Below are 18,536 nucleotides of genomic sequence, written 5' to 3'. Positions count from 1 at the left end.
AATTTAAAACCATTCAAAAATAGTGGAATAGGAGTAGATTTCTCTTCAAATCTTGAAGCTAAAATTAATTTGGTTGAAATGGGAAGAAATAGGGTATCACAACTGATGCAGCCAACCAAATAATCAGGTTAAGCGGTGTACCTATTTTTAAGAAATCACTAAATCTATAGTTACCCGGTGCATAGACCATTGTGTTGGTGGGGTAGCTCATGGGCGTCATAAATGTAAGTGAGCAGGCAAACATTACAGCAACCAAAAAGGGGCGTTCGCTTATCTGCATAACTTCAGAAAGCGTAATAACAATAGGCGTCATTAGGGCTGCTGTTGCTTTACTCGAAATAAGATTGGTAGAAATAAAGGTTGCGAGATAGATGAGGCTCAAGGTCATGTGCGCGCTATAATTCCCTAGTGTATCTTGAATGAAGTTTGCTATTAATTCAGCTCCTCCATTTTTCTCCAAAGCTGTACCCATTGATAAAACACCTGCCATCATAAAAATCACCTTCCAGTCTACGGCTTTGTATGCTTCAACAGGTTTTAAAATTCCTAAAACCACCATTAAGAGTGCCCCGACCATGGCGCTAATCAAAATAGATGTCACATTCAATGATGCCACAAGCACCACACCCACTCCAATTAGTACTGCGGGAATTGCTTTTCTGTAGTTGGTTTTCTTTTTTATGTATTCGGATAGTCTTATAACAAGATCCTGAGACTCGAGGTTTTGAATGTCTTTGGGCTGACCTAAAACTAAAAGCATATCACCCTCTTTAAGGGTTGTGTGGGTCAGTTTATCGTAAATCATCTCTTCTCGTTGCCTTATGGCAATAACAGAGGAGTTGTATTGTCTTCTAAAATGCAGCCCTTTTAGTGTTCTGTTCGATAAGCTAGATCCGTACGGAATAATAACTTCATATAAGTTGAAAGACTTATACTTGTCTTCTGCCTTTTTCATTCGTTGGTTACCTTTAATGCTATAACCTTCAAAATCTAGTAAGCGCGATAGTGTTTGTGGTGGCGTCAATATTTTAAGTATGTCCCCTTCCATAATTCTGGTATCCAAACCAAAATTATGCTTTAGAACCCCATTGCGTAAAATGGATAAAATATTAACATTGAAATCTTTGACCAACTCTGAATCTCCCAATAACTTATCGATATCACCACAATTGGGTTCAACATAAAGCTCGGTGATGTATGTTTCTGCTTTTTTAGTGAGTTCGTTACTCCCTCCTCTACTCTTTGGAAGCAACAGTGGCCCTGCTATAAACATATATACAAAGCCGACAGCTAATAGACAAAGTGCAGCACCACTAAATTCAAACATTCCAAATTCTTCTACTCCATATTTTTTGGCATAACTACTCACCAAAATATTAGTAGATGTCCCAATTAAGGTACATGTTCCGCCAAAAAGTGCTGCAAATGAAATAGGTATTAACAACCTGCTGGGTGCAATTTTGGTTTCTCTACAAACGGTTAATGCAATAGGAAGCAATAAGGCTACAACCGCTGTATCATTAATAAATGCCGAGAATAGGCCAGATATTGTACAGAATACAACGAGGGCAATACTGTAGTGGGTTTTTGCTAACTTTATAATTTTATAGCTTAGCCCGTCTAGTATACCCGAACTGAAAACACCTCCACTTACGACAAAAATGCAACCCAGAGTAATTGTTGCGGGATGATTAAAACCCGAAAAACCCTCTTCTGGGCTTAAGACACCAGCTACAATAAATGTAGCCATAATTAAAATCGACGTAGTATCTATAGAAAAATAATCCCTAACAAAGAGAAATACTCCAAGCGCAATAATGGCAAAGGTTATGATTAAATCTACAGTCAATATTATATGGCATTAGTTAGTTACATTTTCTTTTTCTTCAGATTTATAAAACAAGCGCTTTAGGCTCTTTTTTAATAAGGTAAATCGGTATACACCAATCACAAAAAAAACAGCACTAAAAATTAAAGACAAAATTGCTAAATACTTAAAGTTTGGAAACTCTTTCAACTGAAAAAAGGCAATTCCCCCTAATAACAAATAAAGAGAAGACCTAATATAGGACAGTAAGGTGCGCTCATTCGCTAAGCGGGTGCGTTCTATTGCCAAGTAATCCCTTAAGATCACCTCCTCGTCGGGCTCAAAGTCGCGACCAAATCGTAACAATTTCATCTTCTTTATCTTTAATGGCGATTTAGGTTTAACCTTCATAATCTTACTTATTTTGTGTTATATAAATGTAATTATTTTTTTAGGCACTATAAAGCTTGCAGAATTATTAAATATTGTGGTTTTTGAAAACAACTATTGATATTGAATCCTTACGACTATATAGGTTCTTAATAAAACCCTAATGGGTTAATTCATTTAATACATATTTGTTATTTTGCGCATGCTATGAATTTATACCCAATCCAAGCCGGAAATTTTAAACTCGATGGTGGTGCCATGTTTGGCGTTGTGCCAAAATCATTGTGGCAAAGAACCAATCCCGCAGACTCAAACAACATGATTGATATTGCGGCAAGATGTTTGCTTATTGAAGACGGTGGTCGATTAATCCTCATTGATACTGGGATGGGGGACAAACAGAGTGATAAGTTTTTTGGATATTATTATCTATGGGGAGATGATTCCCTAGATAAATCCCTAAAGGCAAATGGGTTTCATGCAGATGACATTACCGATGTTTTTATGACACACTTACACTTTGACCATTGTGGAGGAAGTATTCAGTGGAATAAAGACAGAACAGGCTATGAGCCCGCATTTAAAAACGCAACATTTTGGAGTAATGCCAGACATTGGAAATGGGCCACAAACCCTAACAAGCGAGAGAAGGCTTCTTTCTTAAAAGAAAATTTATTGCCTATGGACGAAAGTGGGCAATTGAAGTTTATAAAAACAGAGGACGAGCAGGTTTTAAGGAATTCAATTTTAGGGTTCGATATTTTTTTTGCTGATGGCCATACGGATAAGCAGATGATTCCAATGATTCACTATAAAGACAAAACCATTTGTTTTATGGCTGACTTATTACCAACGGCTGGTCACTTACCACTACCCTTTGTTATGGGTTATGATACAAGGCCATTGCTAACTTTGGATGAAAAAGACACCTTTTTAAAGATGGCGGCAGACCAGAATTTTTATCTCTTTTTAGAGCACGACGCTCACAATGAGATTATAACTGTAAAACATGCCGAAAAAGGGGTGCGACTCAATGAAACTTTTACTTGTGGCGATATATTTAATTAAACACTATATATGATTATTAAAAACAAATTTATAATTGGACTAGCATTTTTTTCTATGCTTTTTGTTGGTTGCGGTTCTACCGCGCCAATTATTTCTACACCCGTAGAAAATGTAGATTCCTCACCTTTAAAAGTCGCTGAGCTTACTGATGCTGAAGCAAAAAACTGGGGGCATCTAGACTTGGTTAAAGACACCATTCCTGGTATGAGTGTGGACAAAGCCTATTCTGAAATTATTAAGGGCCGTAAAGGTGAAAAAGTCATCGTAGCTATTATTGACTCTGGTATTGACATTGACCACGAAGATCTCGATGATGTTATTTGGACAAATACCGACGAAATACCCAACAATGGAAAAGATGATGACAACAATGGGTATGTAGACGATATTCATGGGTGGAATTTTTTAGGAGATACCTATCATGAGCAGCTAGAATATGTGAGGCTTATAAAAAGTGGAGATACTTCAAACCCTCGCTATCAAGAAGCGGTCGCACAATATGAAGAAGACTATCAGTTATGGCTGAGCAGAAAGACTCAATATGACCAAATTTACCAACAACTGGTTGCTGCTGACGAAATTTTAGCAAAGCATCTCAACAAGACTGACTACACTAAAGAAGATGTCAATTCCATTAAAACAGATGATCAAACTGTTATGCAAGCCGTACAATTTGCAAAGTATTTGTACTCAAACGGATTAGACTCTATGGGAGATGCTAAAAAAGAAATTAAAGACGCTTTAAATGGTATTAATGAGCGGCTTAATTATAATTTAAATAAAGATTTTTCAGGAAGAAAAACAGGGGATAATCCAGATGTTTTAAATGACAGCCCTGGTTATGGTAATGCTAATGTAAAGCCAACAGTAAAAGACGAAGCCCATGGCACTCACGTAGCTGGTATAGTAGCTGCTGAGCGCAATAATGGTAAAGGTGCCAATGGAGTGGCAAATAACGTAGAGATTATGGCGCTTAGAACTGTTCCAAATGGTGATGAGTATGATAAAGATGTGGCCTTAGCCATTAGATATGCAGTGGATAATGGTGCAAAGGTCATTAACGGAAGTTTTGGAAAGTCCTTTTCACCACATAGCGACTGGGTAAGAGATGCGATAAAATATGCTGGTGATAATGATGTGGTTTTTGTTCATGCTGCAGGTAATGACAGTAAGGATGTGGACACTGAGCCTAATTTCCCAGACGACAATGTTAACTATGTTGAGGTCTCCGACAATTACATTCGGGTAGGGTCGTTAACATCAAAATATGGCTCTAATTTGGTGTCTGGTTTTTCTAACTACGGCACTAAAAATGTCGATATCTTTGCTCCTGGCTCTGAGATTTATTCTACAATGCCAGACGACGAGTACGATTTTAATAACGGAACCTCTTTTGCTGCTCCTGGCGTAGCTGGTATTGCCGCTTTAATCAGGTCGCAATACCCTAAGCTTTCTGCAAAACAAGTAAAACAGGTTATCTTAGACTCTGGTTTACCGCTTAAAACTAAAGTTGTGGTTGGTGGAGATTCTTCAGATATTAGAGACTTTTTAGTACTTTCAAAGTCTGGTAAAATTGCCAATGCATACAACGCTTTAATTTACGCTTCAAAATTATAATTCAAAATGATAAAACAGCTTTTTACATTAATTCTTGGTCTTTCTGTAGTTTACTCTTGCGGGGCTTCCAAAAACACAACAAATCCTTCTGATCCAGAAAAACCAGAAGTAACTTCAACAAACAACATACCTGCTAAGGATTACTATTGGCAACAACATGTAGATTATAAAATGGAAATTGATATGGATGTCGATTCCTATCAATACAAAGGGAAACAAAATTTGGTGTACACCAACAACTCGCCAGATGTGTTGTACCGTGTGTATTACCATCTTTATTTTAATGCCTTTCAGCCAGGAAGTGAAATGGATGTTCGGTCGAGAACTATTCAGGATCCAGATGGTCGTGTAAGAGACAGAATAAGTAAACTAACGCCAGACGAAATTGGTTTTATAAAAGTCAACTCATTAAAACAAAACGGAACAACTATTAATCACGAAACTGTAGGTACTGTTTTGGAGGTTGAATTGGCACAACCCATTCAACCTGGAGAAAAGGTGACCTTTGATATGGAATGGGATGCTCAAGTCCCTGTTCAAATTCGTCGTTCAGGACGAAATAACGCCGAGGGTGTAGCTTTGTCTATGACACAATGGTATCCTAAATTAGCCGAATATGATGACGAAGGTTGGCATGCTGACCCTTATATAGCACGTGAATTTCATGGTGTTTGGGGAGATTTCGATGTTAAACTTTCCATAGACAAAGATTATATTGTTGGCGGGACTGGTTATTTACAAGGTGAACCAACCGTTGATGGCAACAAAAAAACATTACATTTTAAGGCGCCAAGAGTTCATGATTTTACTTGGGCTGCAGACCCTGAGTATATTCACGATACCATGCAGGTACCTAATGGGCCTGTTTTAAATTTCTATTATAAAAAGACACTACCCGAAGAAAACCTCCAATATTGGAAGGACTTACAGCCAAAAACAGTCGCTTTGATGCAATACTTTTCTGAGCATATTGGTAAATACCCTTATGAGCAATACTCGGTCATCCAGGGTGGTGATGGGGGAATGGAGTACGCTATGTGTACTTTGATAACAGGGAAGCGTAGTTTTGGAAGCTTGGTTGGTGTAACCTCTCACGAGCTCGCCCATACGTGGTTTCAGTTTTTATTAGCTACTAATGAAGCTAAGCACGAGTGGATGGATGAAGGCTTTACAAGTTATATCTCTGCGGCTGCCATGAACGAAGTCATGGAAAGAAATTCGGAAAACCCGTTTTCTGGGTCATACCGCGGGTATTTAGGCTTAGCTAAGTCTGGTGTTGAACAACCATTAACCACACACGCAGACCGTTATGCCCTTAATGGAGCTTATGGAGCGGCTGCATATAGCAAAGGTGCGGTATTTATGGCGCAATTGGGTTATGTTATTGGTGAAGACAACCTTAAAAAAACGATTAAAAAGTATTTCGATGATTTTGCCTTTAAGCACCCAAAACCACACGACATTATCAGAACAGCCGAGCGTATCACTAATTTTGAATTAGATTGGTATCTCATCGATTTTGCTCAGACAACAAACACTATTGATTATGGTGTTAAAGCTATTGAAGGAAATTCTGTGACCTTAGAGCGTATTGGTTTAATGCCAATGCCTGTTGATTTAAGTGTCACTTACACTGACGGAACAACAGAAGACTATTATATTCCTCTGCAAATGATGCGTGGAGAAAAGCCTACTGAAGCGACTATTATTGGGGATTGGCCTTGGGCATACCCAACTTATACGTTTGAGGCTAAAAAACCCGTAGCGTCTGTAGAAATCGACCCATCAACACTTATGGCTGATGTAAATCGAGAAAATAATAAGATGTAACTCATTAAATAATCCTATTTTTAAAACCTCATCTCTCGATGGGGTTTTTTATTTGTTATGTCATTTACCTATTCAAAAAAAGAAAAGCTTAAAAGCAAAAAACTGATTGAACAACTATTCAATGAAGGAAAATCAGTGTCCGCCTTTCCTTTGCGTCTAGTCTATTTTAAAACGTCTTTTGAAGATAACGTCTCTTTTAAAACAGGAGTTTCTGTGAGCAAAAAACGTTTTAAAAAAGCTGTTGACAGAAACCGTATTAAACGCTTATTACGTGAAGCCTATAGGTTGAATAAACCTAAAATTAACAATAGTGAAACACAATTTGCGTTTATGATTTTATACCTTGGAAAAGAAATGCCTTCTTTTGATGATATTAATGACAAAACCCAATTGTTATTTAAGAAGTTTGAAGAAAAGGCCAATTAACTCAGAGTCATGAAGAAATTCCTCCAAAAAAAATTAATTCTACCTGTTGTAGCAGTTTTAATTTTTGTTAGCACAACAGCCTTTAAAAACGATTTCTTCGAAATCGCAAAACAAATCGAGATTTTCACCACCATGTTTAAGGAGTTAAACATGAACTACGTGGATGAAACCAACCCTGCAGATCTCATGGATACTGCCATAAAAAGTATGTTAGATGAGCTAGACCCTTACACTCAATTTTATAATGAGCAAGATGTGGAATCTTCTCGTATCAACAATGCTAATGATTATACTGGGATTGGGGCAAAAGTTTTGACCTTAAAAGACAAGTTGGTCATTGTTGAGCCCTATAAAAATTACGCTGCCGATAAAGCTGGATTAAAAGCTGGTGACGCAATAATTAAAGTGGATAATGTTGTTGTGGCAGACTTTAAAGATGATGCTGCAAACCTTCTTCAGGGATCTGCTGGTACTGAGCTTACTTTAACGTATACAAGGCAAGGCAAAACCATGACGACAACCTTAAGTAGAGAGTCTTTAGAAATACACGATGTACCACATTATTCCATGATAAATGACGATACGGGCTACGTGGTTTTAAGAAAGTTTGGAAGAAAAGCGTCAACAGAAACCATCAACGCCATTAACTCATTAAAAGCACAGGGCGCCAAACAACTAGTGTTGGATTTACGAGGAAACCCTGGCGGATTATTGTCTGAAGCTGTTAATCTCGTCAATATTTTTGTTCCTAAGGAACAATTGGTGGTCACTACTAAATCGAGAATAAAGAAGTTTAATAAAACCTATTATACACAGCGCAACCCAATAGATACTGAAATTCCGCTCGTTGTTTTAATTGACGGAAAAAGTGCTTCAGCAAGCGAAATCGTCTCTGGTGCCTTACAAGATATGGATAGAGCCGTAGTTGTTGGTGCCCGTAGTTTTGGAAAAGGCCTTGTTCAGCGTCCAAAACCATTAACCTACGGAACACAGATGAAAATTACTATTTCCAGATACTACACACCTTCAGGAAGGTGTATCCAAGCACTGGATTATTGGAATAGAGATGAAAATGGAAAGGCGACCAGAACTAAACGAGAAAATTATAACGAATTCAAAACCCGAAATGGGCGTTCCGTTTTTGATGGTGGTGGAGTGCAACCTGATCTAGAAATAGAAATCGCCAAACAAACTCCCATTTCAAAGGCAATTGAAGATGAAAACCTAATTTTTAATTTTGCTACGGACTACTATTATAAAAACTCTGTCGATGATTTAAAATCCTATCAATTCTCTGACACAGAATTTAATAGTTTTAAATCTTACTTAAAAACCAATGATTTTAGTTTTGAAACCAAAACAGAGCAGGCTTTTGAGGAGGCTCTTACCGTGGCAAAAGACGAACAACTCAATAATACCATAGCTTCAGAATATTCGAATTTGGTTTCTGCTTTAGACGATTATAAATCTTCAACCATTGATGCTAATAAGGCACAATTAAAGTCGTTATTGACTGATGAAATTATTAAGCGCTATTTCTATAGTGAAGGATTGTATGAATATTACACAGCTAACAATACAGAAATAAAGAGAGCTTTAGAAATTCTGAACAACCCTACAGAATACAGAAACATACTTAATTAGTCTAAAAATAGCTATATTTAGACATTCTTGCGCTGAAAAAACAAAAACTGATTAATAGCAAAATGAAAGCGTACGCCCTATTTTTTATGCTTGTTTTACAAGCTTCCTTTGCTCAAAAAGAAGTTAAGCATGTCGTTTATTTTGAAACTGACGAATATTCTATTGTAGAAACCGAACGGTATCGTTTACTCCTTTTTTTACAAGAAATTGAAGGTATTGACATCGAGAAAATATCCATTTATGGTTTTTGCGACGATAGAGGAAGCGATTCCTATAATTTAAAACTGTCCCAACAACGTGCAGATGCTATAAAAGAAGTCTTTTCAAATAATGAAATTACAGAATCTCTTATCACCAATGTAGACGGAAAAGGTGAGGTTTTATTGAAGATTGTTAAGGAAGATGATGTTCAGAAAATCCGTGGATTAAATCGTAAGGTTGAAATTATTGTTGCTCCTTATGATCCCCCAAGACCTAAGGTTGTTCGTAAGAACACTACTGATAAACTATTAAGTAAGCGTCTTAAAGTTGGTGATAAAATTGTACTTGAAAATTTATTGTTCCAAACGGGTTATAGTTATTTAATTGAAGACTCAAAGGGTAAATTAGACAATATTGTTGAGGCTTTACAAAAGCGCCCCGATGTTTATTTTTCAATTGAAGGCCATGTGTGTTGTACAAACGGAGATAGAGATGCAATAGATCGTAAAACCAATATCCGTAACTTGTCTTTTGCTAGAGCTAAATATATTTATGACTACTTTGTTTCAAAAGGTATTGATAAGGACAGAATGCGTTACGTAGGTTTAAGAAGACGTTATCCTTTAGGTGGCTTGCCCGAAAATGATAGGCGTGTTGAAATTAGGGTCACTAAAATTTTGGATAAGTAAGTTTTTTTATGTCTTAAGTATCATATTTATATGTGGAATACCATCTTCGAGGTACCCCTCTCCCACTTCCTTAAAATTAAGATTGTTATAAAAGCGTTTTAAATAGGTTTGTGCCGAAATACGAATCTCATCGGTTTTATAATTGTCTTTTATCGCTAAAATTGAAGCGTTCATTATCTCGTAACCATATTGATGTTGTCGTTCAGTTTGTTTTACCAATACCCTACCAATACTCGCTTCATTAAAGTAATATCCTGGTTTAAAAATTCTGGTATAAGCAACTAATTTTGAAGCTTTATAGCCCAAAACGTGTAAGGCTTTTTTATCCTTACCATCGATATCTTGATACACACAATCTTGCTCCACTACAAATACTTCGGACCTTAATTGAAGTACATCGTAAAGTTCTGTTGTGGATAATTCGTTAAATGACTTTGTTTTAATTTCTAGCATAATTCAATCTTGAACAATCACATCTTTAGCATCATCTTTATTAAATTCTGGTTGAATGTTGATGTGATTAATATCATATTTATGGAATACTAAGTCTTCAATTTTATTTAAAATACCATCAAACTGTGATAAGCTAATATCCTCTGAAAAATCAATATGCGCTTCAAAATGAACTTCATCTTCATTCAGTTGCCAAATATGTACGTGATGGACGTTTTCTATTTTTTCTATGTTGTGTAAATCATTTACAATAGCTTCAATATTGATGTCTTCTGGTGTAAACAACATTAGTACACGATATGAGTCTTTAAGTAAATCATAACCCATTACAATTAAATAAAGGGCAATAGCTAAAGTTAAAGCAGCATCTACCCAAAATATTTGATAGTACTTCATTAACAACCCTCCAAGTAATACGGCCACACTAGCCATCATATCTGTTAATAAGTGCAGATAAGCACTTTTCATATTCATATTATCCTTGGCATTTTTCTTTAAAAGCAAAACACTAAATCCATTACCTAAAATAGCAATGATAGATAACCAAATAACAAGTTGGGAATCGATCGTTGGTGGGTTTTGAAAGCGTTTTATAGCTTCAATAATCAATAAAACAGCAACAATAATTAACGTGGAGGCATTGATAAAAGCTGCTAAAATTTCCGCACGTTTATACCCGAATGTTTTTTTGAAAGACGCTTGTTTTCCTGCTAACTTATTAGCAATATAACTTACAACTAATGATAATACATCACTAAAATTATGAAGCGCATCACTTAATAAAGCTAAACTTCCGGATACAATACCACCTATAACTTGTGCAACTGTTATTAGTATATTAAGTAATATAGATATCAGCAGATTTCTGCCGTTTAGCTGCTGATGAGAGTGGGAATGGTTATGGGAATGTCCCATTTAGCAAGACATTGGTATTTTATCGACTCTGTTTTGATGACGACCTCCTTCAAATTCAGTTTCTAAAAAAATATCTACCATTTTTATAGCTTGTGGAATAGCTGTATAACGCGCAGGAATACAAATGATATTAGCATTGTTGTGCTGGCGGGTTAATTCTGTGATTTCTTTCATCCAACAAATACCAGCTCTAACATTAGGATATTTATTAGCTGTCATTGCTACGCCATTTGCGCTGCCACAAATCAGAATTCCGAAATCTACTTTTCCATCATTGACATCCTTTGCTACTGGGTGGACAAAATCTGGATAATCCACACTATCTAAAGAATCTGTTCCATAATTAGTTATTGTAATTCCTTTAGATTTAAGATGCTTTAATATAGCGGTTTTGTAATCTGGTCCGGCGTGATCGTTTCCTATTGAAATTTTCATAATTTTTTTTAATAGTGTCATTCTAAACACTGTGAAGAATCTATATAATAAATGATCAATACTTTAAACTAAAAGATTCTTAGTTTCACTTAGAATGACAGGTGTTATTTTAATCACTGTAAATTTACAAATAATTAAAATGGTTAATAGAAAGTCTGATGACATGTTAATAAGTGTTCACAACTACTTAGAACTTTAATTTTTATATCTCAATTATTTTTCCAAGCAAAAACTTACTTATATCTACCAAAAAAGTTAGTCTCTTTTTTTGGATAAGTTATGAGGTTAAATTTTAATATTACAAACATTAATAATTGTAATAGTTGTTAAGAAATAGAGGTTAATAGAGGTTATCAACAGTTGTTTATTACTACTTTAATAGTATTAATTATCAAAGGATTAAATGTATAAAATAGTGTTAATAGAAATCTGTAAGTCACATACGCAATAAGAAGCTTATAAAGTTATGCGCACTATTAACACACTATAATAACCATCATTATTTTTAAAAATTTATAAAAGAAAAAAGTATATAATGATATAATTGTGGATAACTGAAATTTAATCTTTAATTAATACTTAAATGGTACTATTAAAATTTAAAACCGTAGTTTTGTAAATAACTCAGCGTTACAGACTTCACTATTTACTGAGTATTAAAAACAAATTCCTGTTGACGATTTAACTTAAAAGCAGGATAATGAATATGATTACAATTACGAATGACAAGAAAGAAAAAAAAGAAATCTAACAGAAAGATTTCTAACCTTACCAATACAATTCTAAGTATTTTAAAAAAAGAACGAAACAAATCCTTTAACTATAAACAAATTGCTGCTAAACTTGGTGTTAACGATGCCAGTAGCCGTAACCAGATTATAAAAAAATTGCAACAACTAAAAGCAAAAGAAGAGATTGAAGAAGTAGAACGTGGGAAATTTAAAGCTGTTGTAACCGCAGACTATCATACAGGTATTGTAGATATGTCCGCAAGAGGATCAGCGTATCTAATTAGTGATGAATTTGAGGATGATGTATATATCGCTTCAAATAATATGAATAAAGCACTGCACGGTGATGAAGTAGAATTCTATGCTTACAAAAGAAGAAAACGCGGAAAGCTTGAAGGTGAAATCACCAATATCTTAAAGCGCGCTAAGAATGATTATGTAGGAGTCATCCAGATCCATAAAAATTATGCCTTTTTTGTTGCTGATAATAACAAAATGTACACTGATATCTTTATTCCAATTAATAAAACTTTAAAGGCAGAGGATGGAGACAAGGTATTAGTAAAATTAGAAGATTGGCCAGATAAAGCGGACTCCCCTTATGGAAAAGTTTTAAAGGTTTTAGGAAAGCCAGGAGAACACAGTACAGAGATACATGCCATTTTAGCGGATTATGGATTACCAGCTGAATTTCCTCACGAAGTTGAAGAGTTTGCAAATAAAATTGATACTTCAATTACAAAAGAAGAAATTGCAAAGCGACGCGATATGCGTAAAGATCTCACCTTTACCATTGACCCAAAAGATGCTAAAGATTTTGATGATGCCTTGTCTTTTAAAGTATTAGACAATGGATTGTTTGAAATAGGAATTCACATCGCAGATGTTTCGCATTATTTACAGCCAAATACTATTTTAGATGAAGAAGCTTATGAACGTGCAACATCAGTATATTTGGTAGATAGGGTAGTGCCTATGTTACCAGAAATACTATCTAACGGAGCCTGTTCGTTACGACCGCATGAAGAAAAATATACCTTTTCTGCAGTCTTTAAAATGAACGATAAGTGCGAAATTAAAGACCAATGGTTTGGTAGAACAGTGACGTATTCTGATGCACGATTTGCGTATGAAGAAGCGCAGGCAATTATCGAGAATAATCCAAAAGTCACATTGAGCAACGTAGATGATTCTCAATTAAACACAACAATCCCTAAAGAAGTTTCACTAACAGATAAACAATACAACACTAAACCAGAAATTGCAGAAGCAGTATTAGTTTTAGATAGACTCGCAAAAAAAATGCGTTCAAAACGTATGCGATCTGGAGCTATTTCGTTTGATAAGGTTGAAGTAAAATTCAATCTAGATGAAGAAGCAAATCCAACAGGAGTGTATTTCAAGACCAGTAAAGAAGCTAATAAGCTTATTGAAGAGTTTATGTTATTAGCCAATAAAAAAGTGGCTGAATTTATTGGTAAGCAAAATCCAAAGAAAACATTTGTCTATCGTGTGCATGACGAGCCAGACGACGCAAAATTAGCCGCTCTACAGAACGTTGTAAGTCGTTTTGGGTATAAGCTCAACTTTAAGGACAGAAACAGTGTGTCTGCTTCTTTAAACAATCTTTTAAAAGATGTTGTCGGTAAAAAAGAACAGAATTTGGTAGATACCTTAACGATCAGGACCATGAGTAAAGCAGAATATACCACTCAAAATATTGGACATTACGGTTTAGCGTTCGATTATTATAGCCATTTTACTTCACCAATACGGAGGTATCCAGATGTGATGGCACACCGATTATTACAGCATTATTTAGACGGAGGTGCTTCAGTTAATGAAGATATTTACGAGGAAAAATGCAAGCATTCTAGTGATATGGAATATTTAGCAACCAAGGCAGAACGCGACTCTATTAAATACATGCAGATTCGTTTTATGCAAGATCACCAGGATGAAGAATTCCTTGGTGTTATTTCTGGAGTTACTGATTGGGGAATTTATGTGGAGATTATTGATAATAAATGCGAAGGTATGGTTAGTGTAAGGGATATGAAAGACGATCATTATTACTTTGATGAAGACCATTATGCTTTAGTTGGTAAAAAGAAAAAAAAAATGTACCAGTTAGGTGATGAAGTTGTGGTTAAGGTTAAAGATACTGACTTAGTTAAAAAACATTTAGATTTTCATTTGATTGGTAAGCCCTCTAAGAATTAAAATAATAGTTTACTAGAATCTGTCATTCCTGCGTAGGCAGGAATCTTTTAAGTTTTCGGTATCATTATATTGTGGATTAATACCTACGCAGGAATGACAAAGCGTATAAATGTGTAACATTCTTATAATAGTTAGGACTGATAATTAAACACTAGTCATGAAAACGGATACTTGTAGAATTTGTGGGTCTAATAAAATAATGGACAATGTAAGAGTCGTTGACCGTGGTCACGGAGATGCTAAAAAAGACCTATCGGTCTATATTCAAAAGACGGATAAGCGTTTTTTTAATAAGTTTGAAAAAGGAGAACTCAAAGCTCAAATATGTGGTTCTTGCGGAAATGTAGATCTTTCAGTAAAAAACCCGCATGAGTTATGGGACGCTTATCTTAAAACAAAATCCTTATGATATTAACCACAACCAACACTATTGAAGGGCATAAAATTATTGACTATCTAGGTATTGTATCTGGGGTGTCAATGAATTACCAAAAAGGAACACTCACCTTTAACATGAAAAAATGGTACGATGCCCTAGAAAAAGAAGTAAGCGTAGTTAAAGAAGAGGCGTTTCAACAATTACAGAGCAATGCAGCACATTTAAAAGCCAATGCAGTCGTTGGTATTAAGGTAGATTTAGAAATAGGTTCAACAGGGTCTCTTACAGTATCAATAACAGGCACAGCAGTAAAAGTAGCTACATAACATGTCTCCCAATTCAAAATCCATATTGATGTCAATAGTATGCTTTATGGTAAGTATTATCGTAGCTAGTATTTTCTTTCAGCATCTTTTAAAATCAGATATTCAATTGTTAAAAGTGCTTCTTATTGTAGCATTTGGGTTATGTTTTACACCAATTCGTAGAGTTAAAGAATATTCAACTGGCAAAGAATATCAACTAAAATGGTGGTTTAGCTCAAGGGTTTTGATTTTTAAATAGAAGCACCTATTCTATAATAACAACACTTTTCTTACATTTGTTTGAAACCGCCTTTAGTTCATGTTCGATGATATAGTAACAGCCATACCTTTCGGAATTATTTTAGCCTTTACTATCGGTCCGGTATTTTTTGTGCTATTAGAGACCGGAGCTACCAAAGGTTTTAAGTCTGCTGTGATTTTCGATCTTGGTGTTATTTTTGCGGATATCGTTTTTATAGCCTTAGCCTTTTTTAGTACCAATAACCTTATCGGTAAAATTAAGGACGACCCTAGTTTTTTGGTTTTTGGCGGTATGTTATTAATAGTTTATGGGGTCATTTCTTTTATAAAAGCCTCAAAATCCTTTAAATCCATACTTCGCGAATACAACAAGGTAAAGATGCCGAAGAAAGACTATGGTAAACTCTTTATCAAAGGCTTTTTGCTCAATTTTGTTAATATTGGCGTGCTTTTAGGTTGGCTGGGTTTTATAGTTATCGGCAATTCGTTAACCAATTCAGATAATGGCGTATTACTGTTTATAACCACAATGCTCATCACCTATTTTATTACGGACTTAATAAAAATTGCCTTAGCAAAACGCCTTAGAAAAAAATTGACTCCCCGCCGTATTTTTAAAACCAAAAAGATTGTTGCTTTAGCAATTTTAGGTTTTGGCATTCTCTTATTAACCCAAGGACTTTTCCCAGAAATGTACAACAAAAGTAAGGAACAGATAGAGCGGATTAACCCTATATCTAATTGATAATTAAGTAATAAAGTTGCTCTTATCTCGACAATAATGTCGGATAAGCGTTATATTTATAAGCATATAGACAAGTCGTACGTAAGTTGAGAAAATGACTAACAAAATCGATTATAAAAAGACACTTGATGAAATCCAAAAATTAGTTCATTCCGAATTAAAAGTAAATGGATTTAAGAAAAAGGGACGAACCCACAATAGAATTCTTGAAAATGGAATAATTCAGGTTGTAAACTTTCAAATGGCTAAATATGAGTTTGAGAGTGTTGTTGAAATCCCTGGAATAAGAACCAATCTTTATGGAAATTTTGCAGTAAATATTGGGGTTTTTGTACCTGAATTATATCAATTAACTTTTAACCAAAAACCAAAAGCATTTATTCAGGAATATGATTGTGAAATACGAGAAAGAATAAATGACTATGCAAGCGGAAAGGAATATTGGTTTTCATTAGGAACAGATTATAAAAAAACAGCTGAATTTATAATCGAAAAATTAAAATCGGACGTGAAAAATTGGTTTGACCGATTTGATGACCGTAGAAAAATTGTGTCTGAATTGACTGAATCAAAAGAAATAAAGTTTTCGCCAAGAGAAAAACTTTGCGGTGCGATTATAGAATTGGGAATTGACCGAAAAAACGGAGAACGAATTATCAACGAATATTACGAATCGGTTGAGGATATAAAACCACACAAGAATTACGTTGCCGATTTAGCAAAACAATTGAATATAAAATTGAATAAAAAAACCAGCGCATAATAATGTATAACTACAATTACGGCGGATTCGACTATGTCCGAATCCGCTCGGAATTGCTAAAGCCTTAGGTAATCCGAAAATTAACGCATATTAACCCGTAATTGACGGTTATACGAGGCCTTTAAAACCAACCGATATGAACAAAATAACGCTAACATCAATAAGCATAATTTTTGCTTTCAATTCAATTTTCGGACAAACGAACGAAGAAAAATACGCGAAAGATGTAAAATCAATAGATGCAATAATAAATGCATATTACGATGTTGTTTCAGGGTCGAGTAGTGACCCGTGGGAATTTGAGAGGGATAAATATATTCATTCAGAAAATGCTGTAATCACAAGGCTAGACGAAAACGGAAAAACCGAATCACATACTCTAGAAGCGGAATACATACCAATCGGGCTATCACCAAAAGAGGATTTTTACGAAAAGGAACTTAAAAGAAGAGTCAGCAAATTTGGAAATATAGCACAAGTTTGGAGTGCATTTGAAATACGAACAGACCCAAAAACAGAGTCCAATAGTAAAGGACTAAATAGTATTCAACTTCATTATGAAAATGGAAGATGGTGGATAGATAGTTGGACTTGCGAAATGGAATCTAAAAAAAATGCTGTAGTGACTGAATTTATGACTAATGACGACTTAAATACATCTTCTGCGGTAGCCGAAATAAAAAAAATGGAACAACTTCAAGTACAAGGCATTCTTGAAAAAGATTCAACCATAATTAGAAAAATACTTGCCAAAGATTTAGTTGTTAATGCACCGAGCAATACTGTGGTTGACTTAAATATAGCTATGGATGCTTTAAAACTTGGATATATTGACTATACCTCTTATGAGCAGAAAATTGACGAAATAAGAATTATTGAAAATATCGGAATTGTAATGGGTTTGGAAACGGTAATGCCGACTGGTTTAACTGGTAAAGTTGGGACTACAGAAAAAAGGCGATTTACAGATATTTGGATGTATAAAAACAACCAATGGATAATGATTGCGAGACAAGCAACAAACATCTCTATTGAATAAACTAATACTCAAAAAATGAGAAACATCAATAAACCCATCTATGTAGTTTTTGCACTAGTTCTACTAATTCCTTTATTGAGTTTCAGTCAAAATAGTGAAGACTTAGATTCTCTAAGGCATAAAAGAATGAAGGCCGCAAGAGAAATAATGACCTCAACAAAGACCTGCGCACTAATTACTCTAGATGAAGAGGGGCGTCCTAGAGTCAGGGCAATGGAGCCCTTTATTCCAGAAAGTGATTTTACGGTATGGTTTGGTACAAACACCAAAAGCAGAAAGATAACTCAAATTAAAAAAGACCCTAAAGTGACGTTATATTATCTCGATAGTGATGGTTCAGGATATGTTATGATTCATGGAATAGCACAAATAGTTAACGATCAAAAAGAAAAAGATAAGAGATGGAAAGTTGGGTGGGAAAATTTCTATACAAACAAAAACGAAGATTTTATTTTACTCAAAGTTGTTCCAGAATGGATGGAGGTGTTTAGTTTTAAATATGGTCTAAAAGGTGATCCAATAACATGGGAAGTTCCTAAAGTGATTTTTGATTAAAAAAACAATATATAGCAAATTAAAACATATAAATCTTTAACAGACGATTGTAACTGACCG

Annotated in this window: 18 protein-coding genes; 13 read left to right on the top strand and 5 right to left on the bottom strand. The window is 35.0% G+C overall.

The genetic code is table 11. The features are described from left to right. Positions 1–64: 64 nt before the first annotated feature. Positions 65–1,849: an SLC13 family permease gene (locus ACFEMA_RS01475; protein WP_411766188.1), complete on the bottom strand. Its 1,785-nt coding sequence runs from the start codon at positions 1,847–1,849 to the stop codon at positions 65–67. Positions 1,850–1,861: 12 nt separating this feature from the next. Beyond that, on the bottom strand, positions 1,862–2,218 hold the full coding sequence (locus ACFEMA_RS01470) for a DUF202 domain-containing protein (protein ID WP_411766186.1): 357 nt from the start codon (positions 2,216–2,218) through the stop codon (positions 1,862–1,864). Positions 2,219–2,404: 186 nt separating this feature from the next. On the opposite strand from ACFEMA_RS01470, the gene ACFEMA_RS01465 reads away from it, so the two are divergent. From ACFEMA_RS01465 to ACFEMA_RS01440, 6 genes are all read left to right on the top strand, one after another. Continuing rightward, complete coding sequence (locus ACFEMA_RS01465) at positions 2,405–3,265, top strand: MBL fold metallo-hydrolase (protein WP_411766185.1); 861 nt, start codon at positions 2,405–2,407, stop codon at positions 3,263–3,265. Positions 3,266–3,274: 9 nt separating this feature from the next. Continuing rightward, the gene (locus ACFEMA_RS01460; RefSeq protein ID WP_411766184.1) at positions 3,275–4,882 is read left to right on the top strand and encodes a S8 family peptidase; all 1,608 of its coding nucleotides are present in this window, start codon (positions 3,275–3,277) and stop codon (positions 4,880–4,882) included. 6 nt (positions 4,883–4,888) lie between these two features. Continuing rightward, complete coding sequence (locus tag ACFEMA_RS01455; protein WP_411766182.1) at positions 4,889–6,712, top strand: M1 family metallopeptidase; 1,824 nt, start codon at positions 4,889–4,891, stop codon at positions 6,710–6,712. Positions 6,713–6,769: 57 nt separating this feature from the next. After that, entirely contained in the window at positions 6,770–7,138 is a 369-nt protein-coding gene (gene rnpA, locus ACFEMA_RS01450; RefSeq protein ID WP_411766181.1) for a ribonuclease P protein component, read from the top strand. 9 nt (positions 7,139–7,147) lie between these two features. Next, entirely contained in the window at positions 7,148–8,782 is a 1,635-nt protein-coding gene (locus tag ACFEMA_RS01445) for a S41 family peptidase (protein WP_411766180.1), read from the top strand. A 62-nt stretch (positions 8,783–8,844) separates the two neighbouring features. Next, positions 8,845–9,672 (top strand): OmpA family protein, encoded by an 828-nt coding sequence (locus ACFEMA_RS01440; RefSeq protein ID WP_411766179.1) that lies wholly within the window; start codon positions 8,845–8,847, stop codon positions 9,670–9,672. A gap of 6 nt (positions 9,673–9,678) precedes the next feature. Here ACFEMA_RS01440 and ACFEMA_RS01435 read toward each other — a convergent pair whose 3' ends face one another. Genes ACFEMA_RS01435 through rpiB form a run of 3 tightly spaced genes read right to left on the bottom strand, consistent with a single transcriptional unit; the run spans position 9,679 to position 11,475 of the window. Further along, complete coding sequence (locus tag ACFEMA_RS01435; protein WP_411766177.1) at positions 9,679–10,125, bottom strand: GNAT family N-acetyltransferase; 447 nt, start codon at positions 10,123–10,125, stop codon at positions 9,679–9,681. Between the two features lie 3 nt (positions 10,126–10,128). Further along, a complete protein-coding gene (locus ACFEMA_RS01430; protein WP_411766175.1) occupies positions 10,129–11,040 on the bottom strand; it encodes a cation diffusion facilitator family transporter in 912 nt (303 codons plus the stop codon). Beyond that, a complete protein-coding gene (rpiB, locus tag ACFEMA_RS01425) occupies positions 11,041–11,475 on the bottom strand; it encodes a ribose 5-phosphate isomerase B (protein ID WP_411766174.1) in 435 nt (144 codons plus the stop codon). Between the two features lie 722 nt (positions 11,476–12,197). Here rpiB and ACFEMA_RS01420 point away from each other — a divergent pair. From ACFEMA_RS01420 to ACFEMA_RS01390, 7 genes are all read left to right on the top strand, one after another. Beyond that, the gene (locus ACFEMA_RS01420) at positions 12,198–14,429 is read left to right on the top strand and encodes a ribonuclease R family protein (RefSeq protein ID WP_411766173.1); all 2,232 of its coding nucleotides are present in this window, start codon (positions 12,198–12,200) and stop codon (positions 14,427–14,429) included. 157 nt (positions 14,430–14,586) lie between these two features. Next, a complete protein-coding gene (locus tag ACFEMA_RS01415; protein ID WP_411766172.1) occupies positions 14,587–14,838 on the top strand; it encodes a hypothetical protein in 252 nt (83 codons plus the stop codon). Beyond that, entirely contained in the window at positions 14,835–15,134 is a 300-nt protein-coding gene (locus tag ACFEMA_RS01410; protein ID WP_411766171.1) for a YbjQ family protein, read from the top strand. Before ACFEMA_RS01415 ends, ACFEMA_RS01410 begins: the two co-directional genes overlap by 4 nt. A gap of 298 nt (positions 15,135–15,432) precedes the next feature. Further along, on the top strand, positions 15,433–16,119 hold the full coding sequence (locus ACFEMA_RS01405; RefSeq protein WP_411766170.1) for a LysE family translocator: 687 nt from the start codon (positions 15,433–15,435) through the stop codon (positions 16,117–16,119). A 94-nt stretch (positions 16,120–16,213) separates the two neighbouring features. Beyond that, positions 16,214–16,882: a DUF4304 domain-containing protein gene (locus ACFEMA_RS01400; protein WP_411766169.1), complete on the top strand. Its 669-nt coding sequence runs from the start codon at positions 16,214–16,216 to the stop codon at positions 16,880–16,882. A 136-nt stretch (positions 16,883–17,018) separates the two neighbouring features. Beyond that, complete coding sequence (locus ACFEMA_RS01395; protein ID WP_411766168.1) at positions 17,019–17,921, top strand: nuclear transport factor 2 family protein; 903 nt, start codon at positions 17,019–17,021, stop codon at positions 17,919–17,921. A 15-nt stretch (positions 17,922–17,936) separates the two neighbouring features. Then, a complete protein-coding gene (locus ACFEMA_RS01390) occupies positions 17,937–18,476 on the top strand; it encodes a pyridoxamine 5'-phosphate oxidase family protein (RefSeq protein WP_411766167.1) in 540 nt (179 codons plus the stop codon). Positions 18,477–18,536 lie beyond the last annotated feature (60 nt).

This window comes from Winogradskyella sp. A3E31 (assembly GCF_046720935.1).
Classification (GTDB): domain Bacteria; phylum Bacteroidota; class Bacteroidia; order Flavobacteriales; family Flavobacteriaceae; genus Winogradskyella.
This window is presented reverse-complemented; position numbering and strand designations above follow the sequence as displayed.

What these genes read in the sequence shown, in the direction of transcription:
- ACFEMA_RS01465 (WP_411766185.1), top strand. Translation starts at nt 2,405, where the DNA reads ATGAATTTATACCCAATCCAAGCCGGAAATTTTAAACTCGATGGTGGT.
- ACFEMA_RS01410 (WP_411766171.1), top strand. Translation starts at nt 14,835, where the DNA reads ATGATATTAACCACAACCAACACTATTGAAGGGCATAAAATTATTGAC.
- ACFEMA_RS01470 (WP_411766186.1), bottom strand. Translation starts at nt 2,218, where the DNA reads ATGAAGGTTAAACCTAAATCGCCATTAAAGATAAAGAAGATGAAATTG.
- rnpA (WP_411766181.1), top strand. Translation starts at nt 6,770, where the DNA reads ATGTCATTTACCTATTCAAAAAAAGAAAAGCTTAAAAGCAAAAAACTG.
- ACFEMA_RS01455 (WP_411766182.1), top strand. Translation starts at nt 4,889, where the DNA reads ATGATAAAACAGCTTTTTACATTAATTCTTGGTCTTTCTGTAGTTTAC.
- ACFEMA_RS01460 (WP_411766184.1), top strand. Translation starts at nt 3,275, where the DNA reads ATGATTATTAAAAACAAATTTATAATTGGACTAGCATTTTTTTCTATG.
- rpiB (WP_411766174.1), bottom strand. Translation starts at nt 11,475, where the DNA reads ATGAAAATTTCAATAGGAAACGATCACGCCGGACCAGATTACAAAACC.
- ACFEMA_RS01420 (WP_411766173.1), top strand. Translation starts at nt 12,198, where the DNA reads ATGACAAGAAAGAAAAAAAAGAAATCTAACAGAAAGATTTCTAACCTT.
- ACFEMA_RS01435 (WP_411766177.1), bottom strand. Translation starts at nt 10,125, where the DNA reads ATGCTAGAAATTAAAACAAAGTCATTTAACGAATTATCCACAACAGAA.
- ACFEMA_RS01430 (WP_411766175.1), bottom strand. Translation starts at nt 11,040, where the DNA reads ATGGGACATTCCCATAACCATTCCCACTCTCATCAGCAGCTAAACGGC.
- ACFEMA_RS01415 (WP_411766172.1), top strand. Translation starts at nt 14,587, where the DNA reads ATGAAAACGGATACTTGTAGAATTTGTGGGTCTAATAAAATAATGGAC.
- ACFEMA_RS01405 (WP_411766170.1), top strand. Translation starts at nt 15,433, where the DNA reads ATGTTCGATGATATAGTAACAGCCATACCTTTCGGAATTATTTTAGCC.
- ACFEMA_RS01445 (WP_411766180.1), top strand. Translation starts at nt 7,148, where the DNA reads ATGAAGAAATTCCTCCAAAAAAAATTAATTCTACCTGTTGTAGCAGTT.
- ACFEMA_RS01440 (WP_411766179.1), top strand. Translation starts at nt 8,845, where the DNA reads ATGAAAGCGTACGCCCTATTTTTTATGCTTGTTTTACAAGCTTCCTTT.
- ACFEMA_RS01400 (WP_411766169.1), top strand. Translation starts at nt 16,214, where the DNA reads ATGACTAACAAAATCGATTATAAAAAGACACTTGATGAAATCCAAAAA.
- ACFEMA_RS01395 (WP_411766168.1), top strand. Translation starts at nt 17,019, where the DNA reads ATGAACAAAATAACGCTAACATCAATAAGCATAATTTTTGCTTTCAAT.
- ACFEMA_RS01390 (WP_411766167.1), top strand. Translation starts at nt 17,937, where the DNA reads ATGAGAAACATCAATAAACCCATCTATGTAGTTTTTGCACTAGTTCTA.